At 39.8% G+C, this 23,830-nt stretch carries 24 protein-coding genes and 2 other annotated features; all 24 genes read left to right on the plus strand.

Translation table 11 applies throughout. From position 1 onward, the window contains the following. Nucleotides 1–901 precede the first annotated feature (901 nt). Entirely contained in the window at nt 902–1,369 is a 468-nt protein-coding gene (locus AC1DFT_RS13875) for a CtsR family transcriptional regulator (protein WP_478159348.1), read from the plus strand. Between the two features lie 21 nt (nt 1,370–1,390). Beyond that, nucleotides 1,391–1,936, plus strand: a complete 546-nt coding sequence (locus AC1DFT_RS13880) for a UvrB/UvrC motif-containing protein (protein ID WP_478159349.1) — start codon at nt 1,391–1,393, stop codon at nt 1,934–1,936. Next, on the plus strand, nt 1,926–3,026 hold the full coding sequence (locus AC1DFT_RS13885; RefSeq protein WP_478159350.1) for a protein arginine kinase: 1,101 nt from the start codon (nt 1,926–1,928) through the stop codon (nt 3,024–3,026). Before AC1DFT_RS13880 ends, AC1DFT_RS13885 begins: the two co-directional genes overlap by 11 nt. Next, nucleotides 3,016–5,466 (plus strand): ATP-dependent Clp protease ATP-binding subunit, encoded by a 2,451-nt coding sequence (locus AC1DFT_RS13890; protein WP_478159351.1) that lies wholly within the window; start codon nt 3,016–3,018, stop codon nt 5,464–5,466. The genes AC1DFT_RS13885 and AC1DFT_RS13890 overlap by 11 nt, the downstream gene beginning before the upstream one ends. A gap of 58 nt (nt 5,467–5,524) precedes the next feature. After that, nucleotides 5,525–6,895 carry a DNA repair protein RadA gene (radA, locus tag AC1DFT_RS13895; protein ID WP_478159352.1) on the plus strand — a complete coding sequence of 457 codons (1,371 nt, stop codon included), beginning with the start codon at nt 5,525–5,527 and terminating at the stop codon, nt 6,893–6,895. A 91-nt stretch (nt 6,896–6,986) separates the two neighbouring features. Further along, entirely contained in the window at nt 6,987–8,078 is a 1,092-nt protein-coding gene (locus AC1DFT_RS13900; protein ID WP_478159353.1) for a PIN/TRAM domain-containing protein, read from the plus strand. Nucleotides 8,079–8,149: 71 nt separating this feature from the next. Continuing rightward, nucleotides 8,150–8,842, plus strand: coding sequence for a 2-C-methyl-D-erythritol 4-phosphate cytidylyltransferase (ispD, locus tag AC1DFT_RS13905; RefSeq protein ID WP_478159354.1), 693 nt, complete (start codon nt 8,150–8,152; stop codon nt 8,840–8,842). A gap of 1 nt (nt 8,843) precedes the next feature. Beyond that, the gene (gene ispF, locus AC1DFT_RS13910; protein ID WP_478159355.1) at nt 8,844–9,323 is read left to right on the plus strand and encodes a 2-C-methyl-D-erythritol 2,4-cyclodiphosphate synthase; all 480 of its coding nucleotides are present in this window, start codon (nt 8,844–8,846) and stop codon (nt 9,321–9,323) included. A 70-nt stretch (nt 9,324–9,393) separates the two neighbouring features. Continuing rightward, nucleotides 9,394–10,857 carry a glutamate--tRNA ligase gene (gltX, locus tag AC1DFT_RS13915; protein WP_478159356.1) on the plus strand — a complete coding sequence of 488 codons (1,464 nt, stop codon included), beginning with the start codon at nt 9,394–9,396 and terminating at the stop codon, nt 10,855–10,857. A gap of 57 nt (nt 10,858–10,914) precedes the next feature. Further along, nucleotides 10,915–11,135, plus strand: a binding site (T-box leader). A 57-nt stretch (nt 11,136–11,192) separates the two neighbouring features. Then, nucleotides 11,193–11,849, plus strand: a complete 657-nt coding sequence (gene cysE / locus AC1DFT_RS13920) for a serine O-acetyltransferase (protein WP_478159357.1) — start codon at nt 11,193–11,195, stop codon at nt 11,847–11,849. Further along, nucleotides 11,846–13,246 carry a cysteine--tRNA ligase gene (gene cysS / locus AC1DFT_RS13925; protein WP_478159358.1) on the plus strand — a complete coding sequence of 467 codons (1,401 nt, stop codon included), beginning with the start codon at nt 11,846–11,848 and terminating at the stop codon, nt 13,244–13,246. The genes cysE and cysS overlap by 4 nt, the downstream gene beginning before the upstream one ends. A gap of 4 nt (nt 13,247–13,250) precedes the next feature. Then, complete coding sequence (locus AC1DFT_RS13930; protein ID WP_478159359.1) at nt 13,251–13,670, plus strand: Mini-ribonuclease 3; 420 nt, start codon at nt 13,251–13,253, stop codon at nt 13,668–13,670. Next, the gene (gene rlmB / locus AC1DFT_RS13935; RefSeq protein ID WP_478159360.1) at nt 13,671–14,432 is read left to right on the plus strand and encodes a 23S rRNA (guanosine(2251)-2'-O)-methyltransferase RlmB; all 762 of its coding nucleotides are present in this window, start codon (nt 13,671–13,673) and stop codon (nt 14,430–14,432) included. A gap of 4 nt (nt 14,433–14,436) precedes the next feature. After that, complete coding sequence (locus AC1DFT_RS13940) at nt 14,437–14,946, plus strand: NYN domain-containing protein (RefSeq protein ID WP_478159361.1); 510 nt, start codon at nt 14,437–14,439, stop codon at nt 14,944–14,946. 71 nt (nt 14,947–15,017) lie between these two features. Then, nucleotides 15,018–15,662, plus strand: coding sequence for an RNA polymerase sporulation sigma factor SigH (sigH, locus tag AC1DFT_RS13945; protein WP_402825670.1), 645 nt, complete (start codon nt 15,018–15,020; stop codon nt 15,660–15,662). A gap of 76 nt (nt 15,663–15,738) precedes the next feature. Next, entirely contained in the window at nt 15,739–15,888 is a 150-nt protein-coding gene (rpmG, locus tag AC1DFT_RS13950; protein ID WP_478159362.1) for a 50S ribosomal protein L33, read from the plus strand. 43 nt (nt 15,889–15,931) lie between these two features. Beyond that, on the plus strand, nt 15,932–16,117 hold the full coding sequence (secE, locus tag AC1DFT_RS13955) for a preprotein translocase subunit SecE (protein WP_478159363.1): 186 nt from the start codon (nt 15,932–15,934) through the stop codon (nt 16,115–16,117). Nucleotides 16,118–16,223: 106 nt separating this feature from the next. Next, nucleotides 16,224–16,757, plus strand: a complete 534-nt coding sequence (gene nusG / locus AC1DFT_RS13960) for a transcription termination/antitermination protein NusG (RefSeq protein ID WP_478159364.1) — start codon at nt 16,224–16,226, stop codon at nt 16,755–16,757. A 171-nt stretch (nt 16,758–16,928) separates the two neighbouring features. Continuing rightward, a complete protein-coding gene (gene rplK / locus AC1DFT_RS13965; RefSeq protein ID WP_139176005.1) occupies nt 16,929–17,354 on the plus strand; it encodes a 50S ribosomal protein L11 in 426 nt (141 codons plus the stop codon). Nucleotides 17,355–17,482: 128 nt separating this feature from the next. Next, nucleotides 17,483–18,175 carry a 50S ribosomal protein L1 gene (rplA, locus tag AC1DFT_RS13970; protein WP_478159365.1) on the plus strand — a complete coding sequence of 231 codons (693 nt, stop codon included), beginning with the start codon at nt 17,483–17,485 and terminating at the stop codon, nt 18,173–18,175. Between the two features lie 42 nt (nt 18,176–18,217). After that, nucleotides 18,218–18,361 (plus strand) — a sequence feature (ribosomal protein L10 leader region). Nucleotides 18,362–18,393: 32 nt separating this feature from the next. Continuing rightward, nucleotides 18,394–18,894 carry a 50S ribosomal protein L10 gene (rplJ, locus tag AC1DFT_RS13975; RefSeq protein ID WP_282241551.1) on the plus strand — a complete coding sequence of 167 codons (501 nt, stop codon included), beginning with the start codon at nt 18,394–18,396 and terminating at the stop codon, nt 18,892–18,894. A 68-nt stretch (nt 18,895–18,962) separates the two neighbouring features. Beyond that, nucleotides 18,963–19,325, plus strand: coding sequence for a 50S ribosomal protein L7/L12 (rplL, locus tag AC1DFT_RS13980; protein WP_478159366.1), 363 nt, complete (start codon nt 18,963–18,965; stop codon nt 19,323–19,325). 77 nt (nt 19,326–19,402) lie between these two features. Beyond that, entirely contained in the window at nt 19,403–20,005 is a 603-nt protein-coding gene (locus AC1DFT_RS13985) for a class I SAM-dependent methyltransferase (RefSeq protein WP_478159367.1), read from the plus strand. 229 nt (nt 20,006–20,234) lie between these two features. Further along, a complete protein-coding gene (gene rpoB / locus AC1DFT_RS13990) occupies nt 20,235–23,789 on the plus strand; it encodes a DNA-directed RNA polymerase subunit beta (protein WP_478159368.1) in 3,555 nt (1,184 codons plus the stop codon). The last annotated feature ends 41 nt before the right edge of the window (nt 23,790–23,830 follow it).

Below are 23,830 nucleotides of genomic sequence, written 5' to 3' on the forward strand. Positions count from 1 at the left end.
ACTAGTGACCGCTATGATTTTCGCTGCAGGACGGACGCTTTCCGTGGGGTGAGTGATGAGCCTTCACCGCCGCTTGCGCGTACGTTGTGAAGTCTCATCTTACTCAGGTAGAGGAACAAAGGCTAAGAACGCCACATCGTGTGGCAACGCCTTCGTGACCAACATCGTGTTGGCCTCCATTGGAKTCGCCGCCTGCAGCGAAAATCAATGGAAATGGCTAAATTATTGAGATCCCATATTAACAATAAATGGTTGAACGTGACAATAAGATAGCTGAACACGACAAACTAGTCGAGTAGATGCCGGCCAGGCTTGTTCGGCGGGCTTTAGGACATATAATTCCTATAATAKGTCGGAATTATAGTTGTCTCACATCAAGTAAAGAGCCATTTTGAGAATTGGTTGCTTTCACGAGTAATTTGGTTGCTCTCGTGCTGATTTAGTTGCTTTCGTAGTAGAACTGGTTGCTCTCAGTCATCGGKTGGTTGCCCTAAGCCATTTATTGGATAATCCAATGGAAAAACTGGYTGAAATTTTGTTTTTTAATGAGATGGTATTGATAATTGGGCAAATTCCATTGATTTTCGCTACAGGCGTCGACTCCTGCCGGATGAGTGGGCAAATAAGCCATCGCAACGTCCGCCTAAGGGCGGCGGGGATGGCTCATCGCTCACCCGGCGGAAAGCGCACGACTGCAGCGAAAATCACAGCGGTCACTGCGTCGTAGTATCCCCATACTACACACCTCCTCCTAGCTCCTAAAAATATAGCCCATTTATGTTTTTTTATTCGAAATTTCGGGAACACTGAAGGGAGAATCGTATCAATTGCACATCCATAATTTTCTCGTTATAATATAGTCAAAGTTAGTCAAAGTCAGTTTGCGAGAAGAGGTGAGAAGGTGAAAAATATATCTGACATTATTGAAGGGTATTTGAAGGCAATTATCGAAGAAGAGAGTAAGGGACAAATTGAAATAAAAAGAAGTGAAATCGCTGAAAAGTTTCAGTGTGTCCCATCCCAGATAAATTATGTGATTAATACTCGATTTACCCAAGATCGTGGATACTTAGTGGAGAGTAAACGTGGTGGCGGTGGATATATTCGAATCCTCCGCGTGCGGGCACATACGAAAGCTGATCTGATTGAGCATATAATACAAAGTCTAGAAAATGGCGCATCTGAATCGGTAACGGAAGATATTGTATTCCGATTAATCGATGAAGAAGTTATTTCTAATCGAGAAGCAAAAATTATTTTAGCTGCCCTTAATCGTACGACACTTGCTATTCCACTACCGGCAAGGGACGACTTGCGAGCACGTATCCTATGCGCAATGTTACTGACATTAAAATATGAAAAAAAGTGAAAGCGAACGGGGTGTTGAAAAGTGATTTGTGAAAATTGTAAGCAAAGACCAGCAAAAGTAACGGTTACGCAAGTGCATAACGGAGAACACTTTGAAAGACATTATTGCGAGGTCTGTGCAAATAGTCTCCACCCGTTTTATGTAGAATATAAACAAGATCCACTATCGCTTCACCAATTATTATCCAATTGGTTCAATCATACAGACCAGCAACCAATGCAACAAGTACAGAAAAAACCTCCATTAGAATGTGAAGCATGTGGTTGGTCTATTCAACGATTTTTAGATGAAGGCAAATTCGGTTGTGCCTCTTGTTACAATAGCTTCCGTGGCCAACTGCCTACCGTGTTTAAACGTTTACACAACGGAAACGTGGCACATGTAGGAAAAGCACCTGGAGCATTCGGCGAAAAATTAGCGTTGAAAAAGCGTATTGAAGCAATACGGTTGCAGATGAAAGAAGCGATTGAAACAGAAAAATTCGAAGAAGCAGCACTGCTAAGAGATGAGGCAAGAGAACTCGAGGAAAAGCTTGCCGCTGGAGGTGAAGAAACGCATGTCGATTGAACGCTTTTTAGATAATTCGATCTCTAGCTGGATGGCAGGAGATGGAGAGCATTCTGATATTGTCATGAGTACAAGAATTCGATTAGCTAGAAACTTAAACGGATATCGATTTCCACTTGCATTTACAGAGGACGAAGCGCATAAAATTGACCAATCCGTTTCGGCTACACTATTAGATGCTAATGAGGATCTACAGAAGAACTTTTCTTCCATTCAAATAAAGGATCTGTCCGAATTGAATCGACAAGTGCTTGTAGAAAAGCACTTAATCAGTCCTAAACTAGCTAATTCACCGACTACTGGTTCTGCTCTAATATCCGATGATGAAGCTGTTAGTGTAATGGTCAATGAAGAAGATCATATCCGTATTCAATGCTTATTTCCAGGTCTTCAAATTCAAGAAGCCTATAGTCAGGCTGATGCGATTGATCGAGTTTTAGAAAAAGAGTTATCTTATGCGTTTGATGAACAGTTCGGTTATTTAACCAGCTGTCCCACTAATACGGGGACTGGACTACGTGCATCTGTCATGATGCATTTGCCAGCTTTAACAATAACGAAACAAATGAACCGAATCATCACGATTATTTCTAGATTAGGGATGGTTGTAAGAGGAATTTACGGGGAAGGTAGTGAAGCGCTCGGGAATGTGTACCAAGTATCCAATCAAACAACGCTTGGTAAATCAGAGGAAGACATAATTGCCGATCTTCAAAGCATAACCGAACAGATTATTCAAAAAGAAAGAGAAGCGCGGAATGCACTTTTAAAGCATTCAGCCAGTACACTAGAGGATCGGTTATATCGTTCTTTAGGAACATTGTCATATGCACGTATTATGACGACAGAAGAGGCGGCGAAGTGTTTGTCCGACGTGCGTTTAGGGATAGATATGGGGCTTATTGAAGATGTAGATATGACTATTTTGAATGAATGCATGGTCTTTATGCAACCAGGATTTTTACAACAATATGCCGGAACTACTTTAAATACTTCAGAGCGTGATTTGTTTCGAGCGAAGTTGCTGAGAGAACGGTTGCAAAAGGAAGAAAAAACGAAAACAAAAGGAGAGAACTCGTATGATGTTTAATCGATTCACACAAAGATCGCAGAAAGTTTTACAATTGGCGCAAGAAGAAGCAATTCGCTTAAAGCATGAATCTATCGGCACAGAACATATATTGCTTGGTTTAATCCGTGAGGGTAGTGGTATAGCTGCAAAAGCACTAGAAGCTATTGAAGTAGATACGAAAGTGATTGAAGTGGGAATTGAAGAGTTGGTAGGAACTGGAGCAGAAGAAGTTGGACCGATCGTCAATTATACACCACGCGCAAAAAAAGTGATTGAGCTTTCTGTAGATGAATCTCGCAAACTAGGGCACTCCTATATAGGTACAGAGCATTTATTACTAGCATTGATCCGTGAAGGAGAAGGGGTAGCGGCAAGAGTTTTAAATAATGCTGGTGTTAGTCTGAATAAGGCTCGCCAACAAGTACTTCAATTACTTGGAAGTACTGATCAATCGCATGGCAACGCTAATAATAGTGCCGCTCCAGCGAGTACGCCTACACTCGATGGATTAGCGCGGGATTTAACCCAAATTGCTAGAGAAGGTACATTAGATCCAGTAGTTGGGCGTAGTAAAGAAATTACACGTGTCATTGAAATCCTAGCACGCCGGACAAAAAATAACCCTGTTTTAATAGGGGAACCTGGTGTTGGTAAAACAGCTATTGCAGAAGGCCTTGCACAGCAAATTATTCAAAATGAAGTACCAGAAATATTGCGTGATAAACGAGTAATGACGCTTGATATGGGGACGGTAGTAGCTGGGACTAAGTATCGTGGTGAATTTGAAGATCGATTGAAAAAAGTAATGGATGAAATTCGCCAAGCTGGAAATGTTATTTTATTCATCGATGAGCTTCATACATTAATAGGAGCAGGCGGGGCAGAAGGTGCAATTGACGCATCGAACATTTTAAAACCAGCACTTGCGCGTGGGGAAATTCAATGTATTGGTGCGACAACATTAGATGAATATCGAAAATACATTGAAAAAGATGCAGCATTAGAGCGTCGTTTCCAACCAATCCAAGTGGATGAACCTTCAGTTGCTGAAGCAATTCAAATTATATATGGATTACGCGATCGTTATGAGGCGCATCACCGCGTGAAAATTATAGATGAAGCTGTAGAAGCAGCAGTGAAAATGTCAGATCGCTATATTTCGGATCGTTTTTTACCAGATAAAGCAATCGATTTAATCGATGAGGCAGGGTCAAAAGTGAGACTACGTTCTTACACAACTCCTCCTAATTTAAAAGAATTAGAGGCGAAGCTAGAAGCAATTCGTTCGGAGAAAAATGCCGCGGTGCAAAGTCAAGAATTTGAAAAAGCTGCATCTTTCCGTGATACAGAGCAGAAGCTTAAAGACGAGCTAGAAAAAATGAAGAATGACTGGAAAGAAAAGCAAGGAAAAGAAGAGTCGGAAGTGACAGTAGAAGATATCGCGGCAGTTGTATCCATGTGGACGGGAGTACCGGTATCTAAACTAGCACAAACAGAATCTGAAAAGTTATTAAAACTAGAAGAAAAGCTGCATGAACGCGTCATTGGTCAAGCGGAAGCTGTAGACGCAATCTCTCGAGCGATTCGTCGTGCTCGTGCAGGGTTAAAAGATCCCAAACGTCCGATTGGTTCCTTCATTTTCCTTGGACCTACTGGAGTCGGTAAAACAGAACTTGCTCGTGCACTTGCAGAAGTAATGTTTGGCGACGAAGATGCAATGATTCGAGTAGATATGTCTGAGTATATGGAAAAACATTCGACTTCACGTCTTGTAGGTTCACCTCCAGGTTATGTTGGATTTGAAGATGGTGGACAGCTAACGGAAAAAGTACGTCGTAAACCATATTCTGTTATCTTATTAGATGAAATAGAGAAAGCACATCCAGATGTGTTTAATATTCTTCTTCAAGTATTAGAAGACGGTCGATTAACAGATTCCAAAGGACGTACAGTTGACTTCCGCAATACGGTTGTTATTATGACATCTAACGTAGGAGCAGATGCACTTAAATACAATAAACATGTTGGATTTAACCTACAAGAAAGTGGAAAAACGGATTATAAAGACATGAAGGGCAAAATGCTAGAAGAATTGAAAAAAGCATTCCGTCCTGAATTTTTAAACCGATTGGATGAAATGATCGTATTCCACTCGCTTGAAAGAGAACATTTAAAACAAATTGTTTCACTAATGACAGAACAATTAGCGAAACGTTTGAAAGAACAAGGTATTGATTTAGAGCTTACAGAAGCAGCTCAAGAGAAGATTACAACAGAAGGATACGATCCAGCATATGGAGCACGTCCGTTACGTAGAGCACTACAAAAACACGTAGAAGACCGACTTTCTGAAGAGTTATTAAAAGGGGAAGTATTAGCAGGTCAACATGTCGTGTTTGATGTGGAAAATGATGAATTTGTTGTTCGTACAAAAGCGAAGGTAGCGGTGGAAAAATAATATTGCGGGCATTCCAACCCTTAAGGACGGAATGCTCTTTTTTTACATAGGAGGTACTATGGCGAAGAAAAAAACGAAATTTATGTGTAATTCCTGTGGTTATGAGGCAGCTAAATGGATGGGAAGATGTCCAGGGTGCGGAGAATGGAACACGATGGTGGAAGAGGTAGAAATCGTATCGAAAGGACCAAAACGTTCTTTTCAGCATTCTACGGGAGTGGCACAAAAAGCAACACCCATTATTGCAATTGAGACGAAAGAGGAACCGCGCGTAGCAACAGATTTCGGTGAGTTAAATCGCGTACTTGGAGGCGGAATAGTACCGGGTTCTCTTGTGTTAATTGGTGGGGATCCGGGGATTGGTAAGTCAACACTTCTTTTACAAGTTTCAGCCTTACTTGCCAATAAAGGCGAGCGTGTTTTATATATTTCTGGTGAAGAATCCATTCGTCAAACAAAGCTTCGTGCAGAACGTTTAGGGGTTACTTCAGCGGAACTTTATATTTATTCGGAAACGAATTTAGAAATGATCAATGAAACAATCGATAGTGTAGAACCGAAATTTGTGATCGTTGATTCTATTCAAACTGTACATCATCCAGAAGTAACAAGTGCCCCGGGAAGTGTTTCTCAAGTAAGGGAATGTACAGCAGAATTAATGCGCATCGCTAAAACAAAGAATGTGGCTATCTTTTTAGTAGGACATGTAACGAAAGAAGGGCAAATTGCGGGTCCTCGAATACTAGAACATATGGTGGATACCGTTTTATATTTTGAAGGGGAACGCCATCATACGTATCGGATATTAAGGTCTCAAAAGAACCGATTTGGTTCCACCAATGAAATTGCGATATTTGAAATGGTGCAACAAGGATTAAAGGAAGTATTAAATCCTTCCGAGCTTTTTTTACAAGAACGTTCTCATGGAGCGGCGGGTTCGGCGATTGTCGCCTCGATGGAAGGGACAAGACCAATTTTGGTGGAAATCCAAGCACTGGTTACGCAATCTAGCTTTAACTATCCGAAACGAATGGCAACAGGAATCGATCAAAACCGTGTGTCATTACTCATGGCAGTGTTAGAAAAACGTATGGGATTATTACTTCAAACACAAGATGCATATATAAAAGTTGCGGGTGGAGTGAAGCTAGACGAACCTGCGATCGATTTAGCCGTCCTAGTAAGTATCGTATCCAGTTTTCGTGATACAGGCGCTGCTCCTACGGATTGTTTTATAGGAGAAGTTGGACTAACTGGAGAAGTGCGAAGAGTCTCTAGAATAGAACAACGTGTACAGGAAGCGGCGAAGTTAGGGTTTAAGCGGGCAATCGTTCCTGCTTCTAATATTGGCGGATGGGATTACCCAAAAGGAATTCAAGTGATCGGAGTAGAATCTGTAAACGAAGTAATGAAAGAGGCATTTTCTTAAAGAAGAGCCATGAAAGACATACTGCTTGTGGTCTGAATAGACGTATGAAGGCTACAAGCAGTATAATTAATAATTAATTGGAGGTGGCATTTTGTTGAAATGGATTATACAAATCGCATTTGTTTTAATTGGTGGTACGTTGGGTTTAATATTATTACCGCATTTATACGAATTTATTAATTTATCCGATAACCCTTGGATCCACAATCCTTATGTATCTATTCTAATTGGAGCAGTTTTACTTTATGTTATGGCCTTATTTTTAACTGATTACTTAATAAATTTTATTAAGTGGATGGAAGAGCGTCTATTAAGGGCACCGATTGGGGATTTGCTTTTTGGTACACTAGGGCTAGTTATTGGATTAATCGTCGCATTTTTACTTGGGACAGCGATTAATAATATTGCCATTCCTGGCATTGACTCTGTCGTACCGGTATTATTGTCAATCGTTCTAGGATACTTGGGATTCCAAGTAGGATTTAAAAAACGAGATGAACTACTTCATGTTTTTACTTCTACCAAGCAACAAACGAGTAAAAAGAAAGCAACAGATGAAGAAGTGACGCAAGGTTTGGGTTTAGGGACGTATAAATTGCTAGACACGAGTGTTATTATCGATGGTCGTATTACGGATATTTCGGAAACAGGTTTTATCGAAGGGGTATTGGTAGTTCCGCAGTTTGTACTAACGGAGCTACAACATATAGCGGATTCTTCTGACACACTTAAAAGAACGAGAGGTCGCCGCGGGTTAGATGTATTGAAAAAACTACAAACCGAGCGTGCTTCCGCAGTTTTAATAGTGGAAGAGGACTTTGAAGATATACATGAAGTAGATTTAAAGCTAGTTCGTCTAGCGAAGAAGATGAATGGAATTGTTGTCACCAATGACTTTAATTTGAATAAAGTGTGTGATCTACATCAAGTACGGGTTCTGAATATTAATGATCTAGCAAATGCAGTAAAACCCGTTGTTATTCCCGGGGAAATAATGCATGTAGTAGTCATTAAAGATGGAAAAGAACATAATCAAGGCGTTGCATACTTAGATGATGGTACGATGATTGTTGTAGAGGGTGGGAAATCCCATATCGGTCAGGCAATAAATGTAGAAGTAACAAGTGTATTACAAACTTCTGCAGGTCGTATGATTTTCGCCAAACCACAAGAGTCAAAATAATGGAGAAGGGTAGTTTCCTCTTATTTAGTAGGAAAACGCCCTTTTTCTATGTGAAGTAGGAGGGAATACTAATGGTATATACGGTGTTATTACCCGCTGCCGGAAGTGGAAAGCGAATGGGAGCAGGTCAAAATAAGCTTTTTTTAGAACTTCGAAATACGCCGATTTTAATACATACATTACAGGCTTTTGAACAAGATTCGAAGTGTCATCAAATTGTATTAGCAGTGAAAAAAGAAGAACAGGGCTTTATCGAAAAGTTACTTGCAGAATATCATATTACAAAAGTTGCTGCGATTACGGAAGGTGGGGCAGAACGTCAACATAGTGTATATGCTTGCTTAAAAGCCACTCTTTCAAAAGGCATTATACTCGTGCATGATGCGGCAAGACCGTTTATTAAGCAGGAGGTTATCCACCAACTAGTGCAAACGGCAGAGGAATATGGAGCGGCAGTAGCAGCGGTCCGCGCAAAGGACACGATGAAAAAAGTAGAAAATGGTATAATTCAAGAAACGGTAGATCGAGATAGTCTGTGGATTATTCAAACACCGCAAGCGTTCCGGTATGATGTACTAGAGCGAGCTGAAAGACTAGCGGAAAATGAAGGGTTTTTAGGTACAGATGAAGCAATGCTTGTGGAACGACAGGGTGAGCATGTTCATATCGTAGAAAGTACTTATGATAATGTGAAAATGACAACAAAAGAAGATCTTCTTTTCGGAGAAGTAATTTTAACTAAACGAGAACAGGAGGAACAATAACATGATGCGAATTGGTCAAGGGTTTGATGTACATGAGTTTGCGGATAATCGTCCGCTAATAATAGGGGGAGTTACAATCCCTTACGAAAGAGGGCTTATCGGCCATTCTGATGCAGATGTACTACTTCACACGGTTACGGATGCGGCACTTGGAGCAATTGGAGAAGGGGATATCGGACGGCATTTCCCAGATACAGATCCTGATTTTAAAGATGCTGATTCTGCAAAACTTTTGGAGCATATTTGGAAACTAGTAGATGCGAGAGGATATAAACTAGGGAATATCGATTGCACGATTATCGCGCAAAAACCAAAGATGGCTCCACATATTGAAACGATTCGTGCACGAGTTGCAGAACTTCTTCAAGCGGATGTAAGCCAAGTGAATGTAAAAGCGACAACAACGGAAAAACTAGGTTTTACTGGACGTGAAGAAGGAATTGCTTCGATGGCCACTATTTTGCTTGTAAAGAAAGACTAACTTTAAAAAACACCGCAGCAATGTTAAAATAATTAAAGTTTATATGCACGAAAACTAGGAGGATATTACAATGACACAAGAAGTTCGCGTACGCTACGCACCAAGTCCAACTGGACATTTACATATTGGAGGAGCACGTACAGCATTATTCAACTATTTATATGCACGTCACCATAACGGGAAGTTTATCGTTCGTATTGAAGATACAGATATTGAACGTAACATCGAAGGTGGCGAACTATCGCAACTGGAAAACTTAAGGTGGTTAGGAATCGACTACGATGAGTCCGTTGATATCGGAGGACCTTATGCACCGTATCGTCAAATGGAACGTCTAGACGTTTATACAAAACATGCAGAAGAAATGTTAGAAAAGGGACATGCTTATAAATGCTTCTGTACGTCAGAAGAATTAGAAGCGGACCGTGAAGTACAAAAAGAAAACGGAGTAGCTGCTCCTATGTATAATGGCAAATGCCGTCATTTATCGGTAGAGGAAGTACAAGCAAAAGAAGCAGAAGGTCTTGCTTACACAATTCGCATGCGTGTTCCAGAAAACGTGACCTATACATTTGAAGATTTAGTTCGTGGATCCGTTACGTTTGAGTCAAAAGATGTTGGTGATTGGGTTCTTGTAAAAGCAAATGGAATCCCAACCTATAACTACGCAGTCGTATTAGATGATCATTTCATGAAAATCTCTCATGTATTCCGCGGAGAAGAGCATTTATCGAATACACCAAAACAATTGATGATATTTGATGCATTTGGATGGGATTATCCTAAGTACGGTCATATGACATTAATCATTAACGAAAACCGTAAAAAACTGTCCAAACGTGACGAATCGATTATTCAATTCGTTTCCCAATATAAAGATCTTGGTTACTTACCAGAAGCAATGTTCAACTTCTTTGCATTATTAGGATGGTCTCCTGAAGGGGAAGAGGAAATTTTCTCTAAAGAAGAGTTCATTAAAATCTTTGATGTAAACCGCCTATCCAAATCTCCATCGATGTTCGATAAACAAAAACTAACATGGATGAACAATCAATACATCAAGCAGTTACCATTAGAAAAAGTAATAGAACTTGCACTACCACATTTGCAAAAAGCAGAACTTCTTCCAAGTGAATTGTCGGAAGAGCAACAAACGTGGGCAAACAAATTAATCGCTCTGTACCATGACCAAATGAGTTTTGGAGCAGAAATCGTAGAATTATCTTCGCTGTTCTTTAATGACGAACTTGCATATAATGAAGAAGCAACAGAAGTGTTAGCTGGAGAACAAGTTCCAGAAGTAATGGCTGCATTTAAAGTGCAATTAGAGAACCTAGAAACGTTCGAAGCTGCAGAGATTAAAGCGGCGATTAAAGCAGTGCAAAAAGAAACAGGACATAAAGGGAAAAACCTATTTATGCCAATCCGTGTCGTAACGACTGGCCAAACGCATGGCCCTGAGTTAGCTGATGCCATTAGCCTAATCGGAAAAGAGAAAGTAATCGCACGTGTGGCTAAATACGCTAAACAATAAGATTGACTTTCTGCTTCTAAGGTGTGAAAATGAGGGTACAATTACCGAACGGAAAAATAGAAAGTGAAGAAGAGGAGAAGTAAGTAACGCATGTTCTTTAGAGAGGACCATCACCGGCTGAAAGTGGTCTGAACGAGTGAGTTACCGAAATGCACCTCCGAGCGCCATGCCGAACATACCAAGTAGGCTGGACGTATCATCTGCGTTAAAGATGTCGAGTGGGAAAGAGTAGTATTTTTTCCAATCAGAGTGGAACCGCGCTTACTGGCGTCTCTGTCTATATGTATAGACAGGGGCGTTTTTTTATTTGCCAATAAAAAGAGGGAGGAACCAACATGTTTGAACGTATGAAAGAAGATATAGCTGTCGTTTTCGAACAAGATCCCGCAGCAACTAGTAAATTGGAAGTAATATTAACATACGCAGGCTTACATGCCATTTGGAGTCATCGAATTGCGCATGCATTATATAAAAAACACTTTTTCTTCCTTGCTCGAGCAATCTCCCAAATAAGTCGTTTTTTCACTGGTATCGAGATTCATCCTGGAGCTACAATTGGTAGACGTTTTTTTATAGACCATGGTTCAGGTGTTGTCATCGGAGAGACTTGTGAAATTGGCAATGACTGTACCATTTATCAAGGGGTCACATTAGGCGGAACGGGAAAAGAAAAAGGGAAGAGACACCCTACCCTTGCGGATAATGTACTAGTGGCAACAGGAGCAAAAGTATTAGGATCCATTACAATTGGGGAAAATAGCAAAGTAGGTGCGGGTTCAGTTGTATTGAAAGATGTACCAGGGAATTCTACGGTTGTTGGTATACCAGGAGTTGTCGTCATACAGGATGGAGTGAAGGTGAAACGTAACTTGGATCACCAGGATTTGCCGGATCCATTCGCTGACCGATGCAAAAAGATGGAAGAGGAAATTGCAACACTTCAAAAAGAAATTAGACGATTAGCAAATGAAAGGGAGAAACACTTATTATGACAATTCAAATATTTAATACATTAAAGCGTGAAAAAGAGCCTTTTATACCGATGGAAGAAGGAAAAGTAAAAATGTACGTTTGTGGTCCAACTGTCTATAACTACATTCATATTGGAAACGCTCGTCCTGTAATTGTTTACGATACAGTTCGAAAGTATTTGCAATACCGAGGTTACGACGTAACGTTTGTATCTAACTTTACAGATGTGGATGACAAAATTATTAAAGCGGCAAATGAGCTAGGAGAAGACGTTTCAGAGTTAACTGCTCGTTTTATAAAAGCATATTTTGCTGATGTCGAAGCGCTTGGTTGCAGTAGAGCAGATGCGCATCCTCGTGTAACGGATCATATGAACGAAATTATTGATTTTATTAAAGTTTTAGAAGACAAAGGGTATGCGTACGAATCACAAGGAGATGTATATTACCGTACTAGAAAATTTGAAGGTTATGGTAAGCTTTCACATCAATCAGTGGATGATCTGAAAGTTGGAGCGCGTATCGAAACTGGAGTAAAAAAGGAAGATGCTTTAGATTTTGCTTTATGGAAAGCAGCAAAACCAGGAGAGGTTTTCTGGGAAAGCCCTTGGGGTCAAGGTCGCCCTGGATGGCATATCGAATGTTCCGTAATGGCGCGTGAAATACTAGGGGATACAATTGATATCCATGCTGGAGGGCAAGATTTAACGTTCCCTCATCACGAAAATGAAATTGCTCAGTCTGAGGCTAGAACGGGTAAAACATTTGCGCGATATTGGATGCATAATGGGTATATTAATATTGATAACGAAAAAATGTCTAAATCCCTTGGGAATTTTGTGTTAGTAAATGACATTCGCAAGCAAATTGATCCCCAAGTATTACGTTTATTCATGTTGAGTGTACATTACCGCCATCCGATCAACTATTCAGTAGAGCTAGTAGAACAAGCAGAAGCTGGTCTTGAACGTATTCGTACTGCATATGCAAATGTAGTACACCGATTGAATGCCACGGCAGATTTGGGCGATCAACATGATATTTGGTTGCATAAAATTGCAGAAGTACAAACACAATTTGAAATTGCGATGGACGATGATTTCAATACTGCCAATGGTATTGCAGCGATTTTTGAACTATCTAAGCTTGCGAATACGTATTTGTTAGAAAAACAAACAGCTGAACAAGTGTTGAAACAGTTCATAGCGGTATTTGATAAGTTGACGGCAGTGTTAGGTTTAACGCTTCAACAAGAAAAAGAAGTGCTAGACGAAGAAATTGATGCGCTAATTGAAGAGCGTAACCAAGCGAGAAAGGATCGTAATTTCGCTCGTGCCGACGAAATAAGAGATCAACTAAAAGAAATGAATATTATTTTGGAAGATACTGCGCAAGGTATCCGATGGAAACGAGGATAAACTTGTGGGAAATTTTAAGTTATCAGATGTAAAACAACTAAACGCTTTAGCTTTAGCGTATATGGGAGATGCTGTATTCGAACAAGTGGTTCGGAAGCATCTCATCTATTTAGGGCGAGTGAAACCTAATACTTTGCATAAAGAAGCAACAAAATACGTATCCGCAAAAGCACAAGCAACAATCGTTCGGGAAATGTTAAATACAGGGTTTCTGACAGAAGAAGAGGAAGCTGTACTTCGAAGAGGTCGCAATGCGAAGTCTGGAACAGTTCCTAAAAACACAGATGTCCAAACATATCATTATAGTTCAGCGTTTGAAGCAGTAGTAGGAAGTTTATACTTAAGTGAGCAAGAAGAACGTTTACAAGAAGTAATCCAATTTGCAATCGAATTTATAGATGGACAGAAAGGGGAGAAAAAGTAAATGACAGAACAAACAGAGCAAACGGGGGAAATTATTGCTGGAAAAAATCCTGTAGTGGAAGCATTGCGTTCAGGTAGAGACATGAACAAAGTATGGCTTGCGGAAGGTATCCAAAAAAGTGGTGTTTCCGAAATCATACAATTAGCAAAAGAAGCTGGAATCATTGTTCAATTTGTGCCGAAAAAGAAATTGGACGGTTTAACAGATGCGAATCACCAAGGCATTGTCGCATCTGTTGCAGCCTATCGATATGCAGAACTAGACGATTTGTTTGCTTTAGCGGCAAGTAAGCAAGAGGATCCACTTTTTATCATTTTAGATGAAATTGAAGATCCGCATAATCTTGGTTCGATTATGAGAACGGCTGATGCAGTAGGTGCACATGGTATTATTATTCCGAAAAGACGTGCAGTTGGACTAACGGCAGTTGTTGCAAAAGCATCTACAGGTGCGATTGAACATATCCCGGTATACCGTGCGGGCAATTTGTCTCAAGCGGTAGATGAGTTAAAAGAACGTGGCGTGTGGATTGCTGGAACAGATGCTCAAAAATCAACCGATTATCGTAATATGGACGCAACACTCCCACTCGCACTAATCATTGGTAGCGAAGGAAAAGGGATGAGTCGTTTATTGAAAGAGAAATGTGACTTTCTTTATCATTTGCCAATGGTCGGTCATGTAACTAGTTTGAATGCGTCAGTAGCCGCGTCTATACTTTTATACGAAGTATTACGCGTCAGAAAACCGCTTAAAGGATAAAAGCATGCAAATTCTACTTGTCGATGGATATAACATCATCGGCGCATGGAGCGAGCTAAGAAAGCTGAAAACCGACAAATTACTAGATGCTAGAGACCGATTGATTGAGCTAATGGCAGAATATAAAGCATTTACGGGAATTCGGGTGATTGTTGTTTTTGATGCGCATTTAGTGCCAGGTATCGAGCATAAGATGAAAGAATATGACGTGGAGATCATTTATACACGAAAAAATGAAACTGCCGATGAACGTATTGAAAAACTGACGTTAGAACTTAGCGGCAGAAGGGTACAAATTTACGTAGCAACTTCCGATATGACAGAACAGAGGGTAATATTTGGTCAAGGAGCGTTAAGAAAATCGGCAAGGGAATTTGAAATTGAAATGATGGCTATTTCCTCGAATATTACGAAAAAAATGAAGCATATACAAGAAGATAAACCGACTTCTACTATTCCGCTAACAGCAGAAGTTGCAGAAATTTTCGAAAAATGGCGACGAGGAATGAAATGATTCATTGACGCTTTAAAAATTCATCCTGTATACTTGTGGTAACTATTAGTAATTTGGCTGAGGTGACTTCATTGGAAAAGACAGAACAGAATCTACAACAATTGGATAGTTTACTAGATGAGGAACTTGTAGAGCTAGTTCATCAAGGGAACACTGAAGCACTAGATTTTTTAATAACGAAGTACCGTTCGTTCGTTCGAATGAAAGGAAGATCCTATTTTTTAATTGGAGCAGATAAAGAGGATATTCTTCAAGAAGGAATGATTGGGTTATATAAAGCGATACGAGATTTCAAAGAGGAGAAGCTTGCTTCTTTTCGTGCTTTTGCAGAGTTATGTATTACTAGGCAAATTATTACAGCGATCAAAACCGCAACTCGTCAAAAACATATCCCGCTGAACTCTTATGTATCCTTGGACAAACCTATTTACGATGAAGAATCAGATCGAACATTGATGGATATGATTGCTGGTTCGGTTGTAGATGATCCTGAGGAGTTAATCATTAATCGGGAAGATTATGTTTATATGGAAGGAAAGATGGCTGAAATTTTAAGTGAGCTAGAGCAACAAGTGCTAGCTTTGTATTTAGACGGACAGTCTTACCAAGAAATCTCCGAAGAGTTAAACCGCCACGTAAAGTCAATTGACAATGCGTTGCAACGTGTTAAGAGAAAGCTAGAACGATATATGGAGATTGACAGTAATTATGTATAAACTCTTATGTTTGGTTGACACAGTTTCTGTAAGATGATAATCTTGAACAAGAATTATACGCCAAAAAGGTGATAAAATGACAAAGAAAATTGTCTTGAGTTGTGTGCAATGTGGGCATCGGAATTATACAGTTCCGACACCTAAAGAAAGTTCATCGATACGTACAGAACGGAAAAAATACTGTACGCATTGTAACGCACATACGCTTCATAAACAAACGCTATAAGTATGAAAGTAAGATAGATTTTCCATGTGGAGGTTTAGCTAGAATGGCTAATGTAGGTGGATTTTTTAAAAATGTAATGTCTGAAATGAGAAAAGTAAGTTGGCCAAAACGCAAAGAGCTAACACGCTATACAGTAATTGTGCTTGCTACAGTTGTACTAATGGCTGTGTTTTTTGCTATAGTAGACTTAGGGATTTCAGAACTATTCCGTTGGTATTTAGAGTTATAAAAAGTCGCATGTAAATATTTTTTGAAAATAGCCCGTCTTAGAAAACGAACGGGTTTTTTCATTTGTCTAAAGAAAAGGAGGGAAAGGACATTAGGTCCTAAATTATATGGAAAAAAATTGGTATGTAGTTCATACTTATTCAGGGTATGAAAATAAAGTTAAAGCAAATTTAGAAAAACGTGTAGAAACGATGGGAATGTCAGATAAAATTTTCCGAGTATATATCCCTGAACAAGAAGAAGTAGATTTTAAAGATGGCAAAAAACGTGTCGTTTTAAGAAAAACTTTCCCGGGATACGTATTTGTCGAACTAATTATGACAGATGATGCCTGGTATGTTGTAAGAAACACACCAGGGGTAACAGGATTCCTTGGTTCTTCAGGTGGAGGGACAAAACCTACTCCTTTAGCTCCAGAAGAAGTGCAATCTATGCTAAAACAAATGGGTACAGAAGATCGTAAAGTAGAAGTCGATTTCTCAGTAGGAGAAATGGTGGAAGTTTTAGAAGGTCCGTTTGCGCACTTCCAAGGGAAAGTAGAAACAATCGATTCAGAAAAAGCAAAAGTAACCGTTTCAGTAGACATGTTTGGTCGGGAAACGAATATGGAATTAGACTTTGATCAAGTAATCAAAATATAATTATGTATTGATGCTTGCAGAAGTAACAAAAAAATGGTATCATTTCAAAGGTCAGACTGAAAATACGTCTGCATGAATTTTCTAATGTTATCAGCGCAGAGCTGAGAGACAGATATTTGAGTGGGAGGGGCAACCCAATTACCACATCACGGACTTAAGGAGGTGTGTCTCGTGGCTAAAAAAGTGATTAAAGTTGTTAAATTACAAATTCCTGCTGGTAAAGCAAATCCAGCACCGCCGGTTGGTCCAGCATTGGGTCAAGCAGGTGTTAACATCATGGGATTCTGTAAGGAGTTCAACGCACGTACTGCTGATCAAGCAGGTCTAATCATTCCGGTTGAAATTTCTGTATTTGAAGACCGTTCATTTACTTTCATTACAAAAACTCCGCCGGCAGCAGTGTTACTTAAAGTAGCAGCAGGTATTCAATCTGGATCAGGTGAACCGAACCGCGTAAAAGTGGCGACAGTAAAACGTGAAAAAGTTCGCGAAATCGCAGAACAAAAAATGCCAGATTTAAATGCAGCATCTGTTGAAGCAGCTATGTTAATGGTTGAAGGTACTGCACGTAGCATGGGTATTACGATCGAAGACTAATACTTAATGTGCATTTTGATATGACGCATTGTTTTTTGGAAGGTTGTAGTTGTTCATATAGGATAACTGCAACCTTTACACGTGGGAGGTTTATTCCGCTAAAACCACTATCAAGGAGGACGTTTTAAATGGCTAACAAAGGTAAAAAGTTACAAGAAGCAGCTAAATTAGTTGATAACAACACATTATATTCAGCTAAAGAAGCTGTCGAGCTTGCGAAAAAAACAAGCACAGTTAATTTCGACGCAACAGTAGAAGTTGCTTTCCGTTTAGGGATTGACACTCGTAAAAATGATCAACAAATCCGTGGAGCAGTAGTGCTTCCAAACGGTACTGGTAAAACACAACGCGTATTAGTATTCGCTAAAGGTGAAAAACTTAAAGAAGCGGAAGCTGCTGGTGCAGATTACGTAGGCGATGCAGAATACATCAACAAAATCCAACAAGGATGGTTTGACTTCGATGTAATCGTAGCTACACCTGACATGATGGGTGAAGTTGGTAAAATCGGTCGTGTTCTTGGGCCAAAAGGTTTGATGCCAAACCCGAAAACAGGTACTGTAACATTTGACGTAACAAAAGCAATCGAAGAAATTAAAGCAGGTAAAGTTGAATACCGCGCTGATAAAGCTGGAATTATCCACGCTCCTATCGGTAAAGTTTCTTTCGAAGACGATAAATTAGTAGAAAACTTCATGGCTGTATTTGAAGTAATTCAAAAAGCAAAACCAGCTGCATCAAAAGGTATTTACATGAAGTCTGTAAATGTTACAACTACTATGGGGCCAGCTGTAAAAGTTGACGCTCAATCGATTAAATAATAATTGACAACTTAAAGTTTATCTGTTAAGATGGCTTTTGTTGTGAAATATACATTTGTACCGAAGACAGTAGGAGTGACTTGTCACTTAATATCCTACCGAGGACAAGCAAATTCAGATTCTTATTAGATGATGACTTTCTGCCTCTGTGTCTATCCGTAGATCAGAGGCTTTTCTTTTTTCGGTATAAATGGCCAATTCTTATAGGAGGTGCCAAGATGAGCAAAGCAATTGAAACAAAAAAAGTGCAAGTTCAAGACATTGCAGAAAAGTTTAAAGCTGCTGCTTCTGTAGTTGTAGTTGATTACCGTGGTTTAAACGTTGCGCAAGTAACAGAATTACGTAAACAACTTCGTGAAGCTGGTGTGGAATTCAAAGTTTACAAAAACTCACTTACACGCCGTGCTACTGAAGTAGTTGGAGTTGACGGGATTAATGAACATCTTGTTGGTCCAAACGCTGTTGCATTTTCTAACGAAGATGTAATCGCTCCTGCAAAAATCATTAATGATTTTGCTAAAAAGAACGAACAGCTTGAAATTAAAGCTGGTATCATCGAAGGAACTGTAGCATCTGCTGAAGATGTGAAAGCATTAGCAGAACTTCCATCACGCGAAGGACTTCTTTCTATGCTTCTTTCAGTACTTCAAGCTCCAGTGCGCAACTTCGCGCTTGCAACAAAAGCTGTTGCAGAACAAAAAGAAGAACAAGGCGCTTAATTCGTTACGCGGCTTAACAAAAAACGGCTAATAGCCTAAAAACTATCCAATTATAGGAGGAAATTATAATGAACAACGAGCAAATCTTAGAAGCTATCAAATCAATGACAGTTCTTGAATTAAACGACTTAGTAAAAGCAATTGAAGAAGAATTCGGTGTAACAGCTGCTGCTCCAGTAGCGGTTGCTGCAGGTGGCGGAGCTGCTGCTGAAGAAGAAAAAACTGAATTTGACGTAATCCTTGCATCTGCAGGCGATCAAAAAATCAAAGTAATCAAAGTAGTACGTGAAATCACTGGTCTTGGCTTGAAAGAAGCTAAAGAATTAGTTGACAACGCTCCTAAAGCACTTAAAGAAGGCGTTTCTAAAGACGAAGCAGAAGCTTTCAAAGCTCAACTTGAAGAAGTTGGCGCAGGCGTAGAAGTTAAGTAATTTTTGTACAGTTCGAAGAAAAAAGCTCGTCAGTAAACGACGAGCTTTTCTTCGTATGTATTGTGGAGGGTTATTCGGTGTCTGATCATTATTATTCTAGAAAACCTCAAACGGAAAGTAAACCACGTCATTGGAATTTTACATTGCTCGGTCATAATTTTCGATTTGAAACAGATGCTGGTGTATTTAGTAAAAGCGAAGTAGATTTTGGCTCCCGTGTATTAATCGATGCTTTTGAAGCGCCTGATCTAGAAGGTGACTTTTTAGATATAGGGTGTGGATATGGGCCAATAGGTCTTTCCGTTGCAAAAGCAAATGAAGAAAGAACGGTTCATTTAGTAGATGTGAACACGCGTGCAATCCAACTTGCAGAAAGAAATGCCGCTGCTAACGGGATACAAAATGTACGAATCTATGAAAGTGATGGATTGTCAGCAGTTACGACTGCAAACTTTGCGGCTATTATAACTAATCCACCGATTCGCGCTGGAAAAGAAACTATTTTTCGTTTTTATAAAGAGTCCTATGAGAAGTTGGTTTCAAAGGGAGAATTGTGGATTGTGATTCAAAAGAAACAAGGGGCACCATCTACTTTTAGCTATTTAGAAGAGATTTTTGGTCAAGTAGAAGTTGTAGACAAAGCAAAAGGCTATTGGATTCTAAAAGCTACAAAAGATTGACTTGACAAAATCGCTATGATATTATAATAAAATGCAAATATATTATTTTGAGGACGTATGCCCTTTTGAATATAACTTATTATAAATGGGTATACTGGCCGAGAAAAAGTTTGGTTAATCGAAAAATGAGCTCTTATTAAGAACTCGTTTTCTTTTTGTCTTTCGTTATCATACACCAAAATGTGTGTATCGAAAAGACCTAATATCGCTTTATTGAGGGGTGAATGAGTTGACAGGTCAACTAGTTCAGTACGGACAACACCGCCAGCGCAGAAGTTTTGCGCGTATTAGTGAGGTGCTTGAACTTCCGAATCTAATCGAAATTCAAACGGCATCTTACGAATGGTTCCTTGAAGAAGGTTTACGTGAAATGTTTAAAGATATTTCACCAATCGAGGACTTTACAGGCAATCTATCACTTGAATTTGTCGACTATAGTTTAAATGAACCGAAATATTCCGTCGACGAATCGAAAGAACGTGACGCTACATATGCGGCACCACTGCGCGTAAAAGTACGTCTCCACAACAAAGAAACGGACGAAGTGAAAGAACAAGATGTCTTCATGGGTGATTTCCCACTTATGACAGAAACAGGTACTTTCGTAATTAATGGTGCTGAGCGCGTTATCGTATCTCAGTTAGTCCGCTCACCAAGTGTTTACTTCCATGACAAAACAGACAAAAACGGTAAAAAAGGTTTCGGGGCAACAGTAATTCCGAACCGCGGTGCATGGCTAGAATACGAAATCGATGCAAAAGACGTAGTATACGTACGTATCGATCGCACGCGTAAATTACCAGTGACTGTTTTACTTCGCGCATTAGGCTTTGGATCCGATCAAGAAATCATCGATTTAATCGGTGACAACGAATATTTACGTAACACGCTTGAAAAAGATAATACAGAAACAGCTGAAAAAGCCTTACTTGAAATCTATGAGCGTTTACGTCCTGGTGAACCACCAACAGTAGAAAGCGCAAAGAGCCTGATATATTCTCGCTTTTTTGACCCAAAACGCTATGATCTTGCAAATGTTGGTCGTTACAAAATGAATAAAAAATTGCATATAAAAAATCGTTTATTCAATCAAACGGTAGCAGAAACGTTAGTGGATCCGGAAACGGGTGAGATATTAGTAGAAGCTGGTACACTTATCGATCGTCGTGTACTAGATAAACTGATTCCTCATTTAGAAAATGGGATTGGCTTCAAAACATTATCGCAAGTTGGTGGTGTTTTAGAAGACGACATTACCATTCAATCGATTAAAATATTTGCTCCAAATGATGAAGAACAAAAAGAAATTAATGTTATTAGTAATGCGTATGTAGAAAATGAAGTAAAAAACATTACGCCTGCTGATATCGTTTCTTCCATTGGTTATTTCTTTAATCTTTTATTTAATGTTGGGAACACGGATGATATCGACCATCTTGGTAACCGCCGTTTACGTTCAGTAGGAGAATTACTACAAAACCAATTCCGTATTGGGCTTTCTCGTATGGAACGTGTTGTACGTGAGCGTATGTCTATTAACGACACGCAATCTATCGTGCCTCAACAATTGATTAATATTCGACCAGTTATTGCATCTATTAAAGAATTCTTTGGTAGCTCGCAATTATCTCAATTCATGGACCAAACAAACCCATTAGCTGAACTTACGCACAAACGTCGTCTGTCAGCGCTTGGACCCGGTGGTTTAACACGTGAACGTGCTGGTTTTGAAGTACGTGACGTTCACTATTCTCACTATGGTCGTATGTGTCCAATCGAAACACCAGAGGGACCAAACATTGGGCTTATTAACTCACTTTCAAGCTTTGCAAAAGTGAATAAATTTGGATTTATTGAAACACCGTATCGCCGAGTTGACCCTGAAACAGGTTTAGTAACGATGCGCATTGACTATTTAACTGCGGATGAAGAGGATAACTATGTAGTAGCACAAGCAAACTCTTTATTATCAGATGAAGGTGCGTTCTTAAACGAAGAAGTAGTAGGGCGTTTCCGAGGGGATAATACGGTATTTAGAAGAGAACAAGTAGATTACATGGATGTTTCTCCAAAACAAGTTGTTTCAGCAGCAACAGCATGTATTCCTTTCCTAGAAAATGATGACTCGAACCGTGCCCTAATGGGAGCGAACATGCAACGTCAAGCTGTTCCATTATTAAATCCAGAAGCTCCGTTTGTCGGAACTGGTATGGAGCATGTAAATGCCCGTGATTCTGGAGCTGCTATTATTGCGAAGTATCACGGAATCGTTGAGCATGTAGAAGCGAAAGAAATCCGCGTTAGACGCCTCGAAGAAGTAGATGGCAAAGAAGTTAAAGGTGATTTAACTTCGTATAAAGTCCATAAATTCGAACGATCTAACCACGGGACATCTATAAACCAACGTCCAATTGTTAAAGTTGGAGATCGAGTAAAACCACTAGATATTCTTGCAGATGGACCTTCCATGGAACAAGGAGAGCTTGCTCTAGGACGTAACGTGCTAGTAGCCTTCATGACATGGGATGGATACAACTACGAGGATGCCGTTATTATGAGCGAGCGTCTAGTGAAAGATGATGTATATACTTCTGTGCATATTGAAGAATACGAATCAGAGTCACGTGACACGAAGCTTGGGCCAGAAGAAATTACAAGAGATATTCCAAACGTTGGGGAAGATGCGCTACGCAACTTAGACGATCGTGGAATCATCCGTGTAGGTGCAGAAGTACGTGACGGTGATATTCTAGTTGGTAAAGTAACACCTAAAGGAGTTACAGAGTTAACTGCAGAAGAACGTTTACTACATGCTATCTTTGGCGAAAAAGCACGTGAAGTTCGTGATACATCTCTACGTGTACCTCATGGTGCTGGCGGGATTGTATTAGATGTAAAAGTCTTTAATCGTGAAGATGGCGATGAATTATCTCCAGGTGTTAACCAATTAGTTCGTGCTTATATCGTTCAAAAACGTAAAATCTCCGTTGGGGATAAAATGGCCGGACGTCATGGTAACAAAGGGGTTATCTCACGCATTCTTCCAGAAGAAGATATGCCATTCCTTCCAGACGGAACACCAGTTGACATCATGTTAAATCCACTTGGTGTACCTTCTCGTATGAACATTGGGCAAGTATTAGAGCTACATTTAGGTATGGCTTCTAGACTGCTTGGAGTTCATATGGCTTCACCAGTATTTGATGGTGCCAACGAAGAAGATGTGTGGACCACAATGGAAGAAGCAGGTCTAAACCGTGATGGTAAAACAACTTTATATGATGGGCGTTCAGGTGAACCATTCGATAACCGCGTTTCTGTTGGGGTTATGTATATGATTAAACTTGCCCACATGGTAGATGATAAGTTACATGCTCGTTCTACTGGACCATATTCACTCGTTACGCAACAGCCTCTTGGAGGGAAAGCGCAATTTGGTGGACAACGTTTCGGAGAGATGGAAGTATGGGCACTGGAAGCATATGGTGCAGCTTATACATTGCAAGAAATTTTAACTGTGAAATCCGATGACGTTGTAGGACGTGTAAAAACGTACGAAGCAATCGTTAAAGGAGAAAGCGTACCAGAACCTGGTGTTCCGGAATCATTCAAAGTATTGATCAAGGAATTACAAAGTTTAGGTATGGACGTTAAAATGTTAACAATTGACGAAGAAGAAATTGAACTTCGTGATTTAGATGAAGATGATGATATTCCAGCAGCTGACGCACTTGGAATTTTGCCACAAGCAAATGAAGAGGAACCAGTTGAAGTAGGGGAATAAAGAGTATAGCTAGAAAAGTGTTCGACGGCGACTTGCAAATG

It is taken from the genome of Psychrobacillus sp. 05T411, from assembly GCF_056396485.1.